Origin of the sequence: Spirillospora sp. NPDC000708 (assembly GCF_040299565.1) — a bacterium.
In the GTDB taxonomy this organism is placed as follows: domain Bacteria; phylum Actinomycetota; class Actinomycetes; order Streptosporangiales; family Streptosporangiaceae; genus Spirillospora.
The window spans coordinates 45,493-63,496 of the sequence record NZ_JBEPCJ010000050.1 but is presented as its reverse complement, the minus strand read 5'-3'; the positions used below and the strand labels follow the sequence as shown (position 1 = coordinate 63,496).

The 18,004-nt window shown below is 74.4% G+C and carries 20 protein-coding genes; 10 read left to right on the top strand and 10 right to left on the bottom strand.

Annotation, left to right across the window (positions count from 1 at the left end; all coding sequences use genetic code 11):
* Positions 1–7: 7 nt before the first annotated feature.
* Positions 8–1,450: a sigma-70 family RNA polymerase sigma factor gene (locus ABT299_RS30570; protein WP_500252842.1), complete on the bottom strand. Its 1,443-nt coding sequence runs from the start codon at positions 1,448–1,450 to the stop codon at positions 8–10.
* A gap of 181 nt (positions 1,451–1,631) precedes the next feature.
* Between ABT299_RS30570 and ABT299_RS30565 the strand changes: the two genes are divergently transcribed.
* From ABT299_RS30565 to ABT299_RS30555, 3 genes are read left to right on the top strand one after another with little or no spacing between them, the layout of a single operon-like run.
* Positions 1,632–2,510, top strand: coding sequence for an SDR family NAD(P)-dependent oxidoreductase (locus tag ABT299_RS30565; protein ID WP_190856049.1), 879 nt, complete (start codon positions 1,632–1,634; stop codon positions 2,508–2,510).
* On the top strand, positions 2,507–3,067 hold the full coding sequence (locus ABT299_RS30560) for a carboxymuconolactone decarboxylase family protein (protein WP_500252841.1): 561 nt from the start codon (positions 2,507–2,509) through the stop codon (positions 3,065–3,067). Before ABT299_RS30565 ends, ABT299_RS30560 begins: the two co-directional genes overlap by 4 nt.
* 41 nt (positions 3,068–3,108) lie before the next feature.
* A complete protein-coding gene (locus tag ABT299_RS30555; protein ID WP_500252840.1) occupies positions 3,109–4,470 on the top strand; it encodes an alpha/beta hydrolase in 1,362 nt (453 codons plus the stop codon).
* Position 4,471: 1 nt separating this feature from the next.
* On the opposite strand, the gene ABT299_RS30550 is transcribed toward ABT299_RS30555, so the two are convergent.
* On the bottom strand, positions 4,472–5,098 hold the full coding sequence (locus ABT299_RS30550; RefSeq protein ID WP_190856046.1) for a TetR family transcriptional regulator: 627 nt from the start codon (positions 5,096–5,098) through the stop codon (positions 4,472–4,474).
* 1 nt (position 5,099) lies between these two features.
* Between ABT299_RS30550 and ABT299_RS30545 the strand changes: the two genes are divergently transcribed.
* Positions 5,100–5,240: a hypothetical protein gene (locus ABT299_RS30545; RefSeq protein ID WP_190856045.1), complete on the top strand. Its 141-nt coding sequence runs from the start codon at positions 5,100–5,102 to the stop codon at positions 5,238–5,240.
* Positions 5,241–5,307: 67 nt separating this feature from the next.
* A complete protein-coding gene (locus tag ABT299_RS30540; RefSeq protein ID WP_067483689.1) occupies positions 5,308–5,994 on the top strand; it encodes a Crp/Fnr family transcriptional regulator in 687 nt (228 codons plus the stop codon).
* A gap of 67 nt (positions 5,995–6,061) precedes the next feature.
* Here the strand turns inward: ABT299_RS30540 and ABT299_RS30535 are convergent, their stop codons facing one another.
* From ABT299_RS30535 to ABT299_RS30510, 6 genes are all read right to left on the bottom strand, one after another.
* Positions 6,062–6,859: an MBL fold metallo-hydrolase gene (locus ABT299_RS30535; RefSeq protein ID WP_500252839.1), complete on the bottom strand. Its 798-nt coding sequence runs from the start codon at positions 6,857–6,859 to the stop codon at positions 6,062–6,064.
* A gap of 151 nt (positions 6,860–7,010) precedes the next feature.
* A complete protein-coding gene (locus ABT299_RS30530; protein ID WP_190856136.1) occupies positions 7,011–7,829 on the bottom strand; it encodes an NUDIX hydrolase in 819 nt (272 codons plus the stop codon).
* Between the two features lie 131 nt (positions 7,830–7,960).
* Positions 7,961–8,422, bottom strand: coding sequence for a RidA family protein (locus ABT299_RS30525; protein ID WP_190856044.1), 462 nt, complete (start codon positions 8,420–8,422; stop codon positions 7,961–7,963).
* A 53-nt stretch (positions 8,423–8,475) separates the two neighbouring features.
* On the bottom strand, positions 8,476–8,634 hold the full coding sequence (gene sp36 / locus ABT299_RS30520; protein WP_151540233.1) for a Sp36 family protein: 159 nt from the start codon (positions 8,632–8,634) through the stop codon (positions 8,476–8,478).
* Positions 8,635–8,683: 49 nt separating this feature from the next.
* On the bottom strand, positions 8,684–9,049 hold the full coding sequence (locus ABT299_RS30515; protein WP_500252838.1) for a DUF4345 domain-containing protein: 366 nt from the start codon (positions 9,047–9,049) through the stop codon (positions 8,684–8,686).
* Between the two features lie 166 nt (positions 9,050–9,215).
* Positions 9,216–9,620 carry a winged helix-turn-helix transcriptional regulator gene (locus ABT299_RS30510; protein WP_387032774.1) on the bottom strand — a complete coding sequence of 135 codons (405 nt, stop codon included), beginning with the start codon at positions 9,618–9,620 and terminating at the stop codon, positions 9,216–9,218.
* A 133-nt stretch (positions 9,621–9,753) separates the two neighbouring features.
* On the opposite strand from ABT299_RS30510, the gene ABT299_RS30505 reads away from it, so the two are divergent.
* Both ABT299_RS30505 and ABT299_RS30500 read left to right on the top strand, forming a co-directional pair.
* A complete protein-coding gene (locus tag ABT299_RS30505; protein WP_500252837.1) occupies positions 9,754–10,704 on the top strand; it encodes an NADP-dependent oxidoreductase in 951 nt (316 codons plus the stop codon).
* Positions 10,705–10,861: 157 nt separating this feature from the next.
* Positions 10,862–12,052: an FAD-dependent monooxygenase gene (locus tag ABT299_RS30500; protein WP_500252836.1), complete on the top strand. Its 1,191-nt coding sequence runs from the start codon at positions 10,862–10,864 to the stop codon at positions 12,050–12,052.
* Between the two features lie 24 nt (positions 12,053–12,076).
* Here the strand turns inward: ABT299_RS30500 and ABT299_RS30495 are convergent, their stop codons facing one another.
* Entirely contained in the window at positions 12,077–12,670 is a 594-nt protein-coding gene (locus tag ABT299_RS30495) for a MarR family winged helix-turn-helix transcriptional regulator (RefSeq protein WP_387032769.1), read from the bottom strand.
* Between the two features lie 80 nt (positions 12,671–12,750).
* On the opposite strand from ABT299_RS30495, the gene ABT299_RS30490 reads away from it, so the two are divergent.
* Positions 12,751–13,998 (top strand): MFS transporter, encoded by a 1,248-nt coding sequence (locus ABT299_RS30490; RefSeq protein ID WP_433144020.1) that lies wholly within the window; start codon positions 12,751–12,753, stop codon positions 13,996–13,998.
* A 79-nt stretch (positions 13,999–14,077) separates the two neighbouring features.
* On the opposite strand, the gene ABT299_RS30485 is transcribed toward ABT299_RS30490, so the two are convergent.
* Complete coding sequence (locus tag ABT299_RS30485) at positions 14,078–15,154, bottom strand: slipin family protein (RefSeq protein WP_387032766.1); 1,077 nt, start codon at positions 15,152–15,154, stop codon at positions 14,078–14,080.
* 220 nt (positions 15,155–15,374) lie between these two features.
* Between ABT299_RS30485 and bagA the strand changes: the two genes are divergently transcribed.
* Together bagA and bagB are read left to right on the top strand one after the other, a co-directional pair.
* Positions 15,375–16,370, top strand: coding sequence for an ATPase BagA (gene bagA / locus ABT299_RS30480; RefSeq protein WP_347256650.1), 996 nt, complete (start codon positions 15,375–15,377; stop codon positions 16,368–16,370).
* A 79-nt stretch (positions 16,371–16,449) separates the two neighbouring features.
* Positions 16,450–17,610: an ATPase BagB gene (bagB, locus tag ABT299_RS30475; protein WP_190856036.1), complete on the top strand. Its 1,161-nt coding sequence runs from the start codon at positions 16,450–16,452 to the stop codon at positions 17,608–17,610.
* Positions 17,611–18,004 lie beyond the last annotated feature (394 nt).

Below are 18,004 nucleotides of genomic sequence, written 5' to 3'. Positions count from 1 at the left end.
GGGACGGTCAGTTCACGGCCCAGCCCTGGGCGGCCATCCCCGCGTACGAGGACGGTTTGAGCGTCACCGGCTGCAGGCCCGACCAGCTCGCCTGGAGGAACCAGCCGTCGCCGTTGGCGAGCCGGTACACGCCGCCGAACTGCACCAGCTTCCACACCTGGTTCGCGCCGCCGCAGGAGGCCATCACCACGGAGTACTGCTGGCCGCCCTCCCACATGGGCCCCGCCGAGAGCTGCCCGCGCGCCATGCACTTCCCGGTGGACACGCTGGTCAGGGTGAAGCCACCCGAGGTGTTCTTGCGGCGCCACGTCGTCGCGGTGCCGCTGCACGCCCGCTGGACGACGTTCGTCCCGCTCGGGGCCAGGCAGGACTGGAGGGTCGTGTTGCGCACGCGGTACGGGCCGGTCCCCGCCGGATCCGCGGCGGCGGGCGCGCCGTTCGGGCCGCCGGGCCGCCCGCGTCCGGCGGACTTCTTCCCGGACGCGTGGTCGGGCGCCACCCCCTCCCGGTCGGGCGCGGCCGTGCTCGCGGGGGACGCCGACGTGGTGGACGGCGGCGCGGCGCGGGGCGTGCCCGGCGGCTCGTCGCCGCCGCCCGTGCCGAGCAGGACGGCCAGGACGCCCGCCGCCGTGGCCGCCGCGACCCCCGCCGGGACGGCCCAGGCGGGGAACGACGCGGCGGGGGCGAGGCCCCCGAACGGGGCGGCCGGTGCGGCCAGCAGCACGGCGCCGATCGGGAGCGCCCGCCGCAGCCGCCCGTTCAGATCGGCCATCTCCTCCGCGGTACGGCGGCACCGCTCGCAGGACTCAAGGTGACGGCGGAGCGCGCGGCCGCGGCGTCGCCCCGGGCGGCGGACGGACGCGGCGAGCTGCGCGGTGTACTCGGCGCAGTCCGGATGCCCCTCGCAGCTCGCGGCGAGGTACGCCTGCCGGAGCCCCTCGCGGGCCCGGAAGGACAGCTGGGCGACCGCGCCCGCCTCCATCCCGAGGATCTCCGCGACGCGCTGGACGGGCTCGTCCTCGATGACGGTGTGCCACAGGACGGTCTGCCACCGCTCGGGCAGCGACCGGAACGCGCGGACGAGGGCGTCCAGCTCGTCGACGTCGGGCAGCTCCTCGGGCGGGCCGTCGGCCCACTCGGCGACCTGGTCGGTGACGACGGTGCGGCGGTCGGAGCGCGCCCAGTCCACGGCGGCGTTCCGCACGACCGTGTAGAGGTACGGCCGGCACGCCTCGCGCGGGCCGCGGCCCTGCCGCAGCGCCGCCAGCGTCCGGGCGAACGCCTCGCTGGCGAGGTCCTCGGCGAGGTACTGGTCGCGGACGAGCCCGCGGGCGTAGCCGAGGACCGCCGCGTGATGCCGCCGGTACAGCTCGTCCGACGCCCGTTCGTCGCCCGCGCCGGCGGCGGCCGCGAGATCGGCGTCCGGCTCGGTCCCCGCGCCTGTCACCACGACGACATCCAACCCAGAGCACACATCTGATCACAACCCTCGTAGGTCGCCATCCGCCGCACCATAAGACGCCCGATTACTCACTTAATTACGAGGTTTTCGGAAGTTTCCTGAGCATCAGGACCCGTACCCCGGCCCACGTTAAAAAGACGGGTATGTTTTTTTATGCTACGGTCCCGGCATGATCTACGACTCCGCACGCTGGACGGCCACCCTGGCGGGCCGGCGCGTGCTGATCACCGGCGCGGCGCGCGGCATCGGCGCGGCGCTCGCCGCCCGGCTGCACGAGCGCGGCGCGCGAGTCGCCCTGGCCGGCCTCGAACCGGACCTGCTCGCCCCCGTCGCCGCCGGCTGCGGGGACGCCCCCTGGTGGACCTGCGACGTGACCGACCGCCCCCGGGTCCGCACCGTCGTGGACGAGGCGGCGCGCGCGCTCGGCGGCCTGGACGTCGTTGTCGCCAACGCCGGTGTCGCCGCGCAGATGCCGGTGATCGGCGGCGATCCGGCCGTGCTGGAGCAGAGCCTGCGGGTCAACGTGCTCGGCGCCCACAACACGCTGTCGGCCGCCGGCCCCCACATCAGCCACCGACGCGGCTACGCCCTGACCATCGCGTCGCTCGCCGCCGCCGTCCACCTCCCGCTGCTCGGCGCCTACAGCGCGTCCAAGGCGGCGGCCGAGGCCCTCGGCGACACGCTGCGCATCGAGCTGCGGCCGTGGGGCGCGAAGGCCGGCGTCGCCTACTTCGCCGAGCTCGACACCGACATGACCAGCCGCGGTTTCGGCACCGAGGCCGCCGCGGCCCTCGCCCAGGGCACGCGCGGGGCGATGGTGTCGCGGGTCGCGCCCCTCAAGGCCGGGATCGACGCGCTGGAACGCGGGATCGCCCGCCGGTCCCGCCGGATCGTCGCGCCGTGGTGGGTGGCGGGGGCGCTGCCCGCGCACGCGGCGCTCCAGCCCCTGCTGGACCGGCTCGTCCAGCCGGGCCTGCGCCGCGCGCTGGAGATCGCGCGCGACGAGCACGCCGCCCTGACCACCCCGCAAGCGGACCGCGCGCTGTGACCGCCGCACCGGACGCGCCGCGGGTGGCGCCGGGCGGCGTCCGCGACGTCGGGCCGCTCAACTGGCTGATCTGCGCGGTGTCCGGCCGGGTCGCCGGGACCGGGCCGCCCAACCTGTTCCTGACCCTGGCGCGGCAGCGCGGCCTGTTCCGCGGCTGGCTCTGGTTCGGCGGGCGGCTCATGCCGGGCGGCAGGCTCAAGCGCCGCGAGACCGAACTGGTGATCCTGCGCGTCGCCCACCTGCGCGACTGCCGCTACGAGTTCGACCACCACGTGCGGCTCGCCCGCCGCGCCGGGGTCCGCTCCGCGGACGTCGAACGCCTCAAGGAGGGCCCGGACGCCGGCGGCTGGACCCCGCGCGAGCAGGCGATCCTCACCGCCGCCGACGAGCTGCACCACCGTCAGGACCTGTCCGACGAGACCTGGGCGCGCCTCCGCGCCCGGCTCACGGAGGCGGAGTGCGTCGAGCTGTGCATGCTCGCCGGCCACTACGAGATGCTCGCGACGGTGATCACCGCGCTCCGCGTGCGCCCCGACCACCCCCGCCCGCGACGCTGACTCCGGCCCCGGCCCGACCCCCAGCCCCCAGGAGGTCCCGAATGCGCACCCGACGGTTCATCACCACGACGCTGCTGCTCACGGGGACCCCCGGCCTGGTCCTCGCCGGAGCGGGGCGGCCCGCCGCCGCCGCGCCGACCACGGCGTCCGTGCGGTTCGCCGACGCGGCGGGCATCCGCGTGGAGCGGGTCCAGCGGATCGACGACCGGCAGTACGCGATCCGGGTCGGCACCGCCGCCCTGGGACGGGCCGTGGACGTCCGCGTCCTGCTCCCGGCGGGCTACGACCCGTCGAAGACCGCGCGGTATCCCGTCCTGTACCTGTTCCACGGGACGGGCGGGCGCGCGTCCGACTGGGTCCGGAAGGGCGGCGCCGAGGCCACCACCGCCGGGAGACCGCTGATCACCGTCATGCCGGACGCCGGATTCGACGGGGACGGCGGCGGCTGGTTCACCGACTGGGCGGACCCGGGTACGAAACTCGGCCCGTCCCGGTGGGAGACGTTCCACGTCGGGCAGCTCGTCCCCTGGATCGACCGCAACCTGCGGACCGTGGCGGCCCGGCGGGGCAGGGCCGTCGCGGGCCTGTCGCAGGGCGGGTTCGGCGCGATGAGCTACGCCGCCCGGCATCCCGACATGTTCGGCTCCGCGACCTCGTTCTCCGGCGCCCCCGACATCGCCCACGACCCGCTCACCGCCGCCGGAGCGTACGGCGTGATCTCCTACGTCGCCGCCGTGGAGGACGGCGTCCCGCCCGACGCGGTCTTCGGCTCGCGGGTCGCCGACGCGGTCAACTGGCGCGGCCACGACCCCGCCACCCTCGCCGCCAACCTGCGCGGGACCCGGCTGTCGCTCTACACCGCCACCGGCCTCCCCGGCCCGCTCGACCAGGGGGTGCCCGACCCGGCGGCGGTGGGGATCGAGGCCCTCACCCACCAGTCGACCCTGACCTTCCACCGCCGGATCCAGCGGCTGGGCATCCCGAGCCGGTTCGACGACTACACCTTCGGCACCCACACGTTCCCGTACTGGGCACGGGACCTGCGCGAGGAGATCGGCCCGCTGATGAGCGCGTTCGCCCACCCGTCCCGCCCGCCGGCGCGCGTCTCGTACGAGTCGATCGACCGGACCTGGACACAGTGGGGCTGGACGATCTCCCTCGACAGGCGCGCACCCCGGGAGTTCAGCCGGCTCAGCGGCGCCACGTCCGCCGGCTTCACCCTGAGGTCGAGCGGCACCGCGACCGTCACGACGCCGCCGTCCTACCGTCCGGGCGCCCGCTACACCGTCACGGTCGGAGGCCGCCGCGTCACGGCCACGGCCGCCGCCTCCGGCCGCCTCACCGTCACCCTCCCGCCGAACCCCTGGGTCACCACGGTCCGCGCCGAGATCGCCCGGCGCTGACTCAGCCGTCGAGGACACCGGAGCGGGCGAGGGCGCGCACGTGCTCGACGATCGGGGGGCCGACGGCGCGCAGGGCCGCCACGTCACCGGACGCGACCGCGGGCGTCACCATCGTCCCGACCGCCGCGACCACGACCTGGCAGGCGAACCGCGCCCGCTCCCCGGACGCGCCCATCAGGTCGGCGAGCGCCGCCGCCAGGTCGCGCTGGACGGCCGACCGGCGCGCCACGGCCTCCGGGCCGGCGGCGAACACCTCCACCAGGAACACCCGCGCGTAGCCGGGCTCGGACGCGAGGACGTCCAGGTAGACGGTGATCGCCCGCTCGAACCGGTCGGCGGGGTCGGCGCCGCCCTGCGCCGCCTCCGCGAGCCGGTCCCGGACCAGCTCGCCGGCCTGGTCGAACGCCGCCATGAAGCAGTCGAGCTTGGAGGAGAACAGCCGGTAGAAGCTCTGCCGGGACACCCGGGCCCGCTTCAGCACGTCCTCCACGGACGTGCCGGCGTACCCCTTCTCGGTCATCGCCTCGGCCATCGCCGCCAGCAGGCGCCCCCGGTGGACGCGGTCGACCTCCGCACGGGACAGCGCGTGGCGGCCCCGCGGGAGCCGGGCGGGCGAGGACTGCGGCACGGTGATCACGATAGAGCACCCGCCCGCGGCGCTGGGCCGTCCGGAAAACGGGGAAGAGACCGGTGTGATGGCATTCACCGGATGGTCCGTACACTGGGCGAACGGGATCGTGGAGGCGGTCCTGCGTTTCGGCGCGCCGTGACCCTACCTTCACGTACGCGGTGGGACGTACGTCACACTATGCATGTAGGTGTTCGAGGAGGAGAAGCGTGACCGACCGCGACGTGGACGTTCTGAGCAGAGCCCCGCTCTTCGAGGCCCTCGACGAGCAGGGTGCCAAGGCGCTGCGCGCCAACGTGACGGAGGTGCGTCTGGCACGCGGTCAGACGCTCTTCAACGAGGGGGAGACGGGCGACCGGCTGTACGTCGTCCTGGAAGGCAAGATCAAGCTGACCCGGACGGCGCCCGACGGCCGCGAGAACCTGCTGAGCGTGCTCGGCCCGAGCGAGATGTTCGGCGAGCTGTCGCTGTTCGACCCGCGGCCCCGCACCGCGAGCGCGATCGCGGTGACCGAGTGCCGGCTGGCCGGGCTCGGGCACGACGACCTGCGGCCGTGGCTGACCGGGCACCCCGAGGTCGCCGTGCAGCTGCTACGCGCGCTCGCCCAGCGGCTTCGCAAGACCAACGACGTGATGGCCGACCTGGTCTTCACCGACGTGCCGGGCCGGGTCGCGAAGGCGCTGCTGGACCTCGCCGAGCGGTTCGGGCAGCCGTCCGAGGCGGGCCTGCACGTGCACCACGACCTCACCCAGGAGGAGCTGGCGCAGCTCGTCGGCGCGTCCCGGGAGACGGTCAACAAGGCCCTCGCCGACTTCGCGCAGCGCAACTGGCTGCGGATCGAGGCGCGCGCCGTGGTGATCCTGGACATCGAGCGGCTGCGCAAGCGCTCCAAGTAGGGGCGCCGCCGGCCGCCCGGCCGTCCCGGCCCCCGCTCAGCGGCGCGCGGAGGGTCAGGCCGGAGCGTCAGCGGCGTTCGTTCAGGTAGTCCAGCTGCGACTGGACGGACCACTCGGCCGCCGGCCACAGCGACCTGTCGACGTCCGCGTAGACGATCTCGACGACCTCGCGGGCGGTGCCGGCGCCGGCCGCGACGGCGGCCTCGACCTGCGCGAGGCGCTCGCGGCGGTGGTCGATGTAGTGGTCGAGGGCGGCCAGCGGGTCGTCCAGTTTCGGGCCGTGTCCGGGGAGGATCACGGCCGCGTCCCGCTCGGCGGAGAACGCCCGCAGCCGGTCCAGCGAGCTCAGGTAGTCGCCGAGCCTCCCCTCCAGCACGGTGGTCCCGTAGCCGAGGACGGTGTCCCCGGTGAGGACGGCGCGGTCCGCCGGCAGCCAGAACGTGAGCGAGTCGTCGCTGTGGCCCGGGGTCTCCATGATCCGCAGTTCGAGGCCGCCGGTGGTGACGACGTCGCCCTCGCCGAGCCCCTCGTCGCCGAGCCGGTGCCGCGGGTCGAGGGCCCGCACCTTGACGCCCGTCCCCTTGTCGCCCCCCGCGAGCTCGGCGAACCGCGCGGCGCCCGCCGAGTGGTCGGGGTGGCCGTGGGTGAGCAGGACGAGCCCGACCCGCCGCCCCTGCCCCGCGATCAGGTCGGCGACGCGGCGCAGGTGCTTGCCGTCCTTGGGGCCGGGGTCGACGACGACGACCTCCTCGGCGCCGGGCTCCCCGATGATCCAGGTGTTGGTGCCGTCCAGGGTCATCGCGGACGGGTTCGGCGCGAGCACACAGGTCGCCCGTTCCGTACCCATCCCATCGATCTCGCTCATATCGCCCATCCTGCCCGAGGCCCGATCGGGGTGGCGGACCGGGTTCCAGCCGAGTGCCTCCAGGCGCCGCAGCGCGGACGTGCCCGCCAGCCGCCACATGACGGCCCGCGACCAGCCTCCACGAGCGGGCACCCGGCGCGGCACGTCCCGGCTAGCCCTTCGGGTAGTACTCGGCGGCCTTCTCGGGCAGCACCAGCCACGCCTCGCCGTCGATGATCTCGGCGGTGGGCTCGTGCACGATGATCTCGCGCGGCGCGGCGAGCGCGTCCGCGACCGTGTCGAACGCCGCCAGCTCGCTCAGCGTCGCCAGCGTCGGCGGCAGCATGAACCACTCGCCGGCCTGCGCCCGCTCCACGGCCTCCGCCGGACGCACCCACGCGACCTGGTCGGCCTCGGTGCTGACGTCGCGCGCGCGCTGCCCCTCGGGCATCGCGGCGACGAAGAACCGGGTGTCGTAGCGCTTCGGCTCGATCTTCGGGGTGATCCAGTGCGCCCACGGGCGCAGCAGGTCCGAGCGCAGCACGAGGCCGCGCCGGTCCAGGAACCCGCCGAACGACTGGGACCGGTCCAGCAGCGCCTGCCGGTCGGCCTCCCAGTCGTCGCCGCGGGTGTCGTCCACGACGGAGTCGCCGGTCGGGCCGGCCAGCAGGACCAGCGTCTCCTCGAACGTCTCCCGGACCGCCGCGCACACCAGCTCGCGGGCGGTCTTCTCGTCGGCCTTGAACGCCGCGCCCCACTCGGCGGGCGACGGCCCGGACCAGGCGAGGTCGGCCTCGCCGTCGCGCGGGTCGACCGAGCCGCCGGGGAAGACGTAGGCGCCGGGCGCGAACGCCATGGACCGCACCCGGCGCAGCATGAACGCCTGAAGCCCGTGCCGGTCGTGGTCGCGCAGGACGACGACGGTGGCGGCGTGCCGGGCGGGGGCCGGCTGCGCCCTGCCGGACAGGATGTCGTCGATCTGGTCCCGCATCGTCTCCGGCAGCTTCAGCCCGTTCACCATCGCCCCGCCCCACTCGTCGCACTCATGGCGGTTCATTCGGACATACCGAATGGCGTTCCGTCAAGCCCGGCGACAGGTCCGGCGGCCGGTCCGGGCGCGGGTCAGGAGACCTCGGCGATCAGCTCGACCTCGACGGGCACGTTGCGCGGCAGCACGGCGACGCCCACGGCGCTGCGGGCGTGCTTGCCCGCGTCCCCGAACACCTCGCCCAGCAGGTCGCTGGCGCCGTTGATCACCTGCGGCTGGCCGTAGAAGTCCGGGGCGGACGCGACGAACCCGACGACCTTGACGATCCGCACCACCCGCGACAGCTCGCCGAGCTCGGCCTTCAGCGCCGCGACGCAGTTCAGCGCGCAGATCCGGGCCTGCTCGGCGGCCACCTCGGCGGAGACCTCGGCGCCCACCTTGCCGGTCACCTTGATCTCGCCCTTCACCAGCGGGACCTGCCCGGAGGTGTAGACGAGCGAGCCCGTCCGCGCGGTCGGCACGTACGACGCCAGCGGCGTGACGGCCTCGGGCAGCTCCAGCCCCAGCTCGATGATGCGCTCTTCGGGCGTGCTCATGGCGTTCCTCCTCGTTGAGGCGTTCTCACGTGCTTGCGGTGACCTTCGGCAGGCTACGACTGGATCTCGCGCTTGAAGTAGGCCACCAGGTTCTCCGGGTTCGGGCCCGGCAGGACGGTGACGAGCTCCCACCCGTCCTGGCCCCAGTTGTCGAGGATCTGCTTGGTCGCGTGCACCAGCAGCGGAACGGTCGCGTACTCCCACTTCTTCATGGGTTTCAGCCTAGCGATCAGCGGGTCGCGCCCCCGCCGGAACCCGCCCTCAGAGCACCGCCACCAGCGCGCCCGCGGCGGCGGCCTCCACGCAGAAGTAGAACCACGTCGGGTAGAAGCCGCCGGACCGGTCCGCGGCCCATCCGACGAGGCGCCCGGCGGCCATCCCGCCGAGCGCGCACGCCACCGAGATGACGGCGCCCTGCCGCACGCCATGCGCGTCGGCCGCCGCCGCGGCGAGCAGTCCCGCCATCGCGACGCCGAACCCCCCGTAGACGGCGCGGACCTCCGTCCGGGCGGCGGGCGACCCCAGGACGACCCCGAACGGCCTGATCAGCGCGGCCGGCGCGGCGAGGCCGTAGACCCCCATCCCGAGGAAGAAGACCGCGACGACCGCGATCACGGCGGTGGGCATGCTCGACCTCCGGGGTTCGCCGAATGCGTTCACCCCGGAGCATGGCGCGCCGCGCCGGACCGGCGCTTCCAAGAACGTGCTGCGCCCGCGCGCCGTACCGGCTTGCCAGCGGCCTGGCCGCACCGGCTTGTGCCGCGCCGGGAGCGCGCCCTTGGCCTTGCCGGGGTCAGTCGGTGGCGGTCGCGTCGTAGTGTTCGCGGGCGGTGCGGATCTCGGCGATGTTGTGCTCGGCGAAGTGCCGGACGGACGCCAGCAGCGGCACGAGGCGCTCGCCCAGCAGCGTCAGCGTGTACTCGACCTGGACCGGCACGGACGGGGTGACGCTGCGCGCCACGAACCCGTCCCGTTCGAGGGAGCGGAGCGTCTGCGTGAGCATCTTGGCGCTGACGCCCGGCAGGGCGCGCGCGAGGTCGGCGTACCGGCGCGACCCCTGCGTCAGCTGGAACACCACCACCGAGGTCCACTTGTTGCCGAGGACGGCCAGGACGTCATGGGTCGGGCAGGCGTCCATGTAGGAGTCGAAGGCGGCCTTCGCCTCGCGCCGCCGTTCGGCCGCGGTCATCGTCGTCATGCTGCGGACTCACCTCCGGGTGCCGATCGCACTCCGAAGTAACCTCTTCCGCCGTCGCGATGTTCCGGGCGACAGTGGCCGTACCGCGGGGGCCTTCCCCGCTTCCCTCCCACGTCAGGAACGGAGTTTCGGCATGCGCGCGATCATCGTGGAGAAGCCCGGCGGACCGGCCGCGCTGGAGGTCGCCGAGGTCGGGGAGCCGAGCCCGGGACCCGGGCAGGTGCGGATCCGGACGGCGGCGGCCGGCGTGAACCCGGTGGACGCGGCGACCCGCGCCGGGCTGCTCGCCGACGCGGGGCTGATGCCCCCGTTCGGCTCGCGGGGCCCGATCGGCATCGGCTGGGACGTCGCCGGGACCGTCGACGCGGTCGGCCCGGACGTCACCCGGTTCGCGCCCGGCGACCCGGTCGTCGGGCTCCGGGACCGGCTGGACGTCCCGCTCGGCGCCTACGCGGACGCGATCGTCCTGGACGCGTCCGCCGTCGCGCGCGCGCCGCGCTCCGCGTCCCCCGCCGAGGCCGCGACGCTCCCGCTGAACGGGCTCACCGCGTCGCAGGCCCTCGACCTGCTGGACCTCCCGGCCGGCGGGACGCTGCTGGTCACGGGCGCGGCGGGCGCGCTCGGCGGGTTCGCGGTCCAGCTCGCCGTGCTGCGCGGGCTGCGGGTCGTCGCAGCGGCGTCGGAGGCGGACGAGGCGCTGGTGCGCGAGCTGGGCGCGGAGTGGTTCGTCCCGCGCGGCGTCCACCTCGGCGACGCGGTGCGCGCGCTCGTGCCGGGCGGGGTGGACGGGGCGCTGGACGCGGCGCTCCTGTCGGTCTCGGCGCTCGACGCGGTGCGGGGCGGCGGCGTGTTCGTCGCGGTGAGCGGCGGTCCGGCCGCCCCGGTGCCGCTGCGCGGCATCACCGTCCACAACGTGTGGATAAGGGCGGACGGCGCGCGGCTGGAGCAGCTGTCCGCGCTCGTCGACGCGGGGCGCCTCGCGCTCCGCGTCGCCGGGACGTTCCCGCTGGAGGAGGCCGCCAAGGCGCACGAGCGGCTGGAGGCGGGCGGGCTGCGCGGGCGGCTCGTCCTCACCGCCGCCTGACCCGGCTCGCCGCCGGTGGGCCCGGCCGGCGTCCTGCCCTGGGCCGGCGTCCTGACCGGGGCTGACGCCGCCGGGCCCCCGGCGGTCAGCGAGCGGTGCGCCGCCGGTCAGGGCGTCCGCCGAGTCTCTGTGTCAACGACGACGAACGGAGACGACGATGACCATGAACGTGCTGATCTCGGGTGCGAGCATCGCGGGCCCCTCCCTGGCCTACTGGCTGAGCCGCCACGGCCACCGGGTCACGGTCGTGGAGCGGGCCCCGGGCATCCGCCCCGGCGGGCAGGCCGTGGACTTCCGCGGCGAGGTCCACCTGAGCGTGCTCGAGAAGATGGGCGTCCTGGACGAGATCCGGCGGCGGCAGACGCACGGCGGGGCGCTCGACATGGTCGACGCCGAGGGCCGGGTCCAGGTCAGCCTGCCGGACTCCTTCACCGGCGGCGACGTGGAGATCCACCGCGGCGACCTCGCCGAGATCCTCTACACGCTGACCCGCGACCGCGTCGAGTACGTCTTCGGCGACTCGATCGCGACCATGACCGACACCGGGGACCGCGTGGACGTCACCTTCGAGCACGCGGCGCCCCGCGCGTTCGACCTGGTCATCGGCGCGGACGGGCTGCACTCCAACGTCCGGCGGCTCGCGTTCGGGGACGAGTCGCGGTACGTCAAGGACTCCGGCCACCACGTCGCGATCTTCGAGGCGCCGAACCGGCTCGGCCTCGACACCGGCAAGCTGTACAGCGAGGTCGGGCGCGGCGTGTCGGTCTACCCGACGCGCGGCGGCGCCGGCGCGAACGTGATGTGCGTGTTCACCGACGACCGCCTCGGGCCGCACCACCGCGACGTGGACGGGCAGAAGCGCGCGCTGGCCGACCGGTTCCAGGGGATGGGCTGGCACACCGGCACCCTGCTGCAGGACATGTGGAACGCCCCGTACTTCTACTGCGACTCGATCAGCATCGTCCGGATGGACTCCTGGACGAAGGGCCGCGTCGCGCTGCTCGGCGACGCCGGGTACGGCGCGACCTGCGGCGGGATGGGCACCGGGCTGGCGGTCGTCTGCGCGTACGTGCTGGCCGGGGAGCTGGCGGCCGCCGGCGGCGACCACCGCGCCGCGTTCGCCGCCTACGAGAAGGCGATCAAGAAGTTCACCACGGCGTGCCAGCGGGTCGCGGGCGGCGCCGGGTCGTTCTTCGCGCCGAAGAGCGCGGGCTCGCTGCGCCGCCGCGCCACCCTGTACAAGCTGCTGACCAGGGGCCCGCTGACGAAGGTCCTCGACAAGCTGGCGACGCAGGCCGCCACCGCGATCAAGCTGAAGGACTACCCCGACCCGGCGCTCGCGGCATGACGGCGGGCCCCCGCGGCCCGGCCGTCACCCCTCTCGGGCCTCCTGCTCGGCGCGCACCATGACGCGCCGCAGGAGGTCCGACAGCGTGCGGCGCTCGTCCGCGGTGAGGCCGCCGAGCAGCCGGTACTCCTCGTGCCCGACGCCGCCCATCGCGCCGAGCCACGCGGCGCGCCCCTCCTCGGTCAGCTCGACCAGGACGCGCCGCCGGTCCGTCGCCGACGGGGTCCGGCGGACGAACCCGCGCCGCTCCAGCGCGTCCAGCCGGCCGGTGACCGAGTTCGGCGGCATGCCGAGGTCGGCGGCGAGCTCCGACGGGGCGGCTCGGCCGTGCCGGCCGCCGAGCGCCTGCAGCGTGTCGTACTCGTGCCGGTGCAGGTCGTACTCCAGGAGCGACCGGTCCTTCACCCGCCTGATGTGCTCGACGAAGCGGATCATCCGGGTGACGGAGCCCTCGATGTCGGGATCGAGGTCGGTCAGGATCCGCGTCCACCGCGCGACGTGCTCGTCGGTCCGGTCGCGCGGCTCGCCCGCGCCGGCCCGGTCGCGCGGGGCCGCCGCGCCGCTCCGGTCGCGCGGTCCGGGCCCGCCGTCCCCGCCGCCGTCCCTGCTGCCGTCCATGCACGGATCGTACGACCCTCGCTACTTCGGCAGCGAATAATTCTTTGACGAATAGTTCGGTGGCGAATTACATTGCCGCCATGGCCCACCCGCTGCGCGGCCGCGACTTCCGGCTGCTGTTCACCGCCCGCGTGCTGTCCCTCACCGGCGACGCCGCCGTGCCCGCCGCGCTCGCCCTCGCCGTGCTGCGCGCCACCGGCTCCACGTCCGCGCTCGCCCTCGTGCTCGGCTGCGCGATGGTGCCGCGCCTGCTCCTGCTGCCCGTCGGCGGCGTCCTCGCCGACCGGCTCAACGCCCGCACGGTCGCCGTCGCCACCGACCTCGCCGGCTGCGGCGCCCAACTGTTCGCCGCGATCGAGCTGCTCGGCGGGCACCCCCGGCTCTGGCACCTCGCCGCCGCCCAAGCGGTCGGCGGCGCCGCGTCGGCCTTCCAGACCCCGACGATCTCCCCCATGATCACCGGCACGGTCGAGGCCGGCGGGCTGCGGAAGGCCAACGCCCTGCTCGGCACCGCCAACGGCGCCACCCGCCTGGCCGGGCCCGCGCTCGCCGGCACCCTCGTCCTCACCGCCGGGCCCGGCTGGACGTTCCTGCTCGACTCCGCCTCGTTCGCCGCCAGCGCCGCGCTGCTCGCCCTCGCCCGCGTCCGCCGCGCCCCCGCCCCGGACCGCGCGGACGGCGGATCGGGCCGCCGCCTGCTCCGCGACCTCGCCGAAGGCTGGGGCGAGGTCCGCTCCCGCGACTGGTACTGGACGAGCCTGATCGCGCACGCGGCCTGGAACGGCGCGTCCGCCGTGCTGCTCACCCTCGGCCCCGCCATCGCCGTCGACCGGCTCGGCGGCGAGGGCACCTGGGTCGCGACCGTGCAGGTCGGCGCGGTCGGGCTGGTCGCGGGCGCGCTGCTGGCCGCCCGCGTCCGGCCGCACCGGCCGGTGCTCGTCGCCAACCTCGGCCTCGCCGCGTTCGCGCTGCCGCTCGCGCTGCTCGCGGCCGCCGCGCCCGCGCCGCTGGTCATCGCGGCGTACGGGCTGGCGCTCACCGGGCTCGGCGTGCTCAACCCCACGTGGGAGACCGTCGTCCAGCTGACCATCCCGCAGCGGTCGCTGGCGCGGGTCACCTCCTACGACTGGCTGCTCTCCCTCGGCGCCGCGCCGCTCGGCTACGCCCTCGCCCCGTGGGCCGCGTCCGCGTGGGGCGCGTCCGTCCCCCTCATGATCAGCGCGGTGCTGGTCGGCGCGACCTGCCTGGGGACGGCCGCGGTCCCCGGCGTGCGGGCACTGACCATGCCCAAGGCCGCCGAGCCCGAGCCCGTCCCCGCGGCGCCCTGAGCCCCGCCGGCAGCGGGCGTACACACGTCACGCGCGCGCCCGCAGCGGGCGCGCGCGTGAACGAGAGAGGCGGCTGGCGTCAGAAGTCGGTGGGAGGCTCCTGCTCGGAGGCACCGCCCCCGGCCGGGCGGTCGCCGCCCTCGATGCCGCGCCGCTCGCCCTCCTTCGGCCCCCGCACCTCGTCGGACTTCTCGCCCCGCGCCACCCCGTGGTGCGGCCGCGGGTCGTCCAGCCCGATGACCGGCGGGACGTCCTCCGCCGACTCCAGCGTCGACGGCTGCTCCGCCGCCTTCGCCAGGTCCTCCTCCGCCTTCGCGAGCCGCTCCCGCAGGTCCAGCCGGTTCGCCGCGGACTGGGACCCGCCGTCCCCGCCGCCGCTCATCTTGTCGAAGAACCGCAGGATCTCCACCGGCAGCGGCATCACCAGCGTGCTGTTCTTCTCCGCCGACACCTCCACGACCGTCTGCAGCAGCCGCAGCTGCAGCGCCGCCGGGTCCTGCGACATGATCTCCGCCGCCGCGGCCAGCCGCTTGGACGCCTGGAACTCGCCGTCCGCCGTGATGATGCGGGCGCGCCGCTCCCGCTCCGCCTCCGCCTGCCGCGCCATGGACCGCTTCATGCCCTCCGGCAGCGAGACGTCCTTGATCTCCACCCGCTCGATCAGGATCCCCCACGGATCCTGGGTGATCTCGTCGATGATCGAGCGCAGCCGGACGTTGATCTTCTCGCGCTCGCCGAGCAGCTCCTGCATGTCCGCCTGGCCGATCGCCGACCGCAGCGACGTCTGCGCCACCTGCGAGATCGCGTACCCGTAGTTCTGCACGTTCACGATCGCCTTCACCGGGTCGACCACCCGGAAGTAGACGACCGCGTCGACCCGCACGCTCACGTTGTCCTGGGTGATGCCGTCCTGCGCCGGCACCCCCATCGTGACCGTCTGCTGGTTCACCTTCTGCATCCGCTCGGCGTACGGGATGATCGCCGTCAGGCCGGGGCGGCGGACGGCACCGGGCCGCAGCTGGCCCCCGCGCTGCACCTGGCCGAACCGGAACACGATGCCGTGCTCGAACTGCTGCACGACGCGCAGCGACGAGGCGAGCGTGATCAAACCGCCCACCACGACGATCAACACAATGATCAGGGCCACCGTTGCCATCACGGGCCACCTTTCGCTCGTGGACGGTCCGTACCCGTCGGGGTGCGGACGTACCGGCCCGAAGGCCGGCCTCACGTTTCCCAGCTAACCTCGCGGGCACGCCCGGCACAACGGCCCCGGCGAGCGATCTACCGACGCGTAGGGCATCGTGTCAGGGATCACTTGCATCGGGGAGGGCGCCCTCTAAAGTCCTTGCCGAGTGAACGATATGGTCGATCGGGTGAGCGCGAGAGACACCGACTGGGACGGCGTACGCCTCCACGTCGTCACCGGCAAGGGCGGGACGGGAAAGACCACCGTCGCGGCCGCACTCGCCCTGGCCCTGGCCTCCGGCGGCCGCAAGGTCCTGCTCGTCGAGGTGGAGGGCCGCCAGGGCATCGCCCAGCTCTTCGACTGCCCTCCGCTGCCCTACGAGGAGCGCCGCGTCGCGGTCGCGCCCGGCGGCGGCGACGTCCACGCGCTCGCCGTCGACACCGAAGAGGCGCTCATCGAGTACCTCGAGATGTTCTACAACCTCAAGCGCGCCGGGAAGGCGATGACCAAGCTCGGCATCGTCGACTTCGTCACCACCATCGCCCCCGGCCTGCGCGACGTGATCCTCACCGGCAAGACCTCCGAGTCCGTCCGGCGGAAGAAGAAGGACGGCTCCTTCATCTACGACGCCGTCGTCATGGACGCCCCGCCCACCGGCCGGATCACCAAGTTCCTCAACGTCAACGACGAGGTCTCCGGCCTCGCCAAGGTCGGACCGGTCCGCAACCACGCCGACACCGTGATGAAGGTCGTCCGCAGCCCCGAGACCGCGGTCCACTTCGTCACCCTGCTGGAGGAGATGCCCGTCCAGGAGACGATGGACGGCATCCGCGAGCTCACCGAGGTGGGGCTGCCCGTCGGCGGCGTCATCGTCAACATGGAGCACCAGCCCGTCCTGTCCGAGGACGACCTCGCCGCGGCCGCCGCCGGCACCCTCGACACCGACGAGATCCTGCGCGGCGTGAAGGCCGCCGGGCTGGAGCACGACGCCGAGTCCATCGCCGCGGTCCTGGCCGCCGAGGCCGGCGAGCACGCCCGCCGCACCGCGCTGCAGCGCCGCGAGAAGGAGCGGCTGGAGTCCGTCGACCGGCCCCGCTACACGCTCCCGATGCTGTCCGACGGCATGGACCTCGCCGGCCTGTACGACCTGGCCGCCGCCCTCCGCGCCCAGGGCGCCGCATGACCGGGCGGATCGAGGTCCCGCGTCCCTCGTCGCCGGGCGGCCGCCCTCCGCAGGAAACCAGCGTGATCCTGGAGATCGAATGAGCCCGGCCAAGAACCCGCCCGCGCTGGACGTCGACGCGCTGCTCGACGACCCGCGCACCAAGATCATCGTGTGCTGCGGGTCCGGCGGCGTCGGCAAGACCACCACCGCCGCGGCCCTCGGCGTGCGGGCCGCCGAGCGCGGCCGCGACGTCGTCGTCCTCACCGTCGACCCGGCGCGCCGCCTCGCCCAGTCCATGGGGCTGTCCGAGCTCGACAACAACCCGCGCCGGATCGAGATCGACGGCGACGGCGAGCTGCACGCCATGATGCTCGACATGAAGCGGACCTTCGACGAGATCGTCGAGGCGCACGCCGACCCCGACCGGGCCAAGCAGATCCTCGCCAACCCCTTCTACCAGTCGCTCTCCTCGTCCCTGTCCGGCACGCAGGAGTACATGGCGATGGAGAAGCTCGGGCAGCTGCACCGCTCCGGCGCCTGGGACCTGATCATCGTCGACACCCCGCCGTCCCGCAACGCCCTCGACTTCCTGGACGCGCCCGAGCGGATGGGCCGCTTCCTCGACGGCCGCTTCATGAAGATCCTCGCCGCCCCCGCCAAGACCGGCGGCCGGTTCGGCGTCAAGGTGATCAGCGCCGGGTTCGGCATGTTCACCGGCGCGATCAACAAGGTCCTCGGCGTCCAGCTGCTCCGCGACGTGCAGACGTTCGTCGCCGCGTTCGACACCATGTTCGGCGGGTTCCGCGAGCGCGCCGAGAAGACGTTCCGGCTGCTCCAGACCCCCGGCACCGCGTTCCTCGTCGTCGCCGCGCCCGAGCCGGACGCGCTGCGCGAGGCGTCCTACTTCGTCGAGCGGCTCGCCGAGGAGCGGATGCCGCTCGCCGGGCTCGTCGTCAACCGCGTCCACGAGTCCGCCGCCGACGGGCTGTCCGCCGCGCGCAGCCAGGCCGCCGCCGAGACCCTGGAGGAACGCGGCGAGCACCCCCTGACCGCCGCGCTGCTCCGCCTGCACACCGACCGGATGCAGCTCGCCGCGCGCGAGGAACGCCTCCGCGACCACTTCGCCTCGACGCACCCGACCGTCCCGGTCACCGCCGTCCCCGCCCAGGCCGAGGACGTCCACGACCTCGAAGGCCTCCGCCAGGTCGGCGAAGACCTCTCGGTATTTTCGCAAGACCGGCCCAAGCGCCTCGCCTAGCGGCTGTGTCTCCACAAGCCCGGCCCAGGGCGCTCGCCTAGCGGCTGTGTCTCCACAAGCCCGGCCCAGGGCGCTCGCCTAGCGGCTCGCACCCTGACCGGGCTTGGGCGAGCGCGAACTCGCTTCGCGAGCTTCCCGGCGGGGCTCGCCTCCGGCATCGCCCCGCCGGTCAGATAACGCGCTCGCGCGACGGCTCAGGCCCCCGACCACCATTGCCTCACCGGGATGCGGGCCTCGCCCGGTGCGCCGTCGCGGAAGCAGTAGCCGGATGCCCTGCATCCCCGAGCACCGCAGTCGTCGGCCGCAAGCGTGCCGCCTCCCCGGCGACGCCACCGTTCCGGGCCGCCAGGCGCGTGGGAACGCATGCGGCCGATGGCGCCGAGGCAACCCGCAG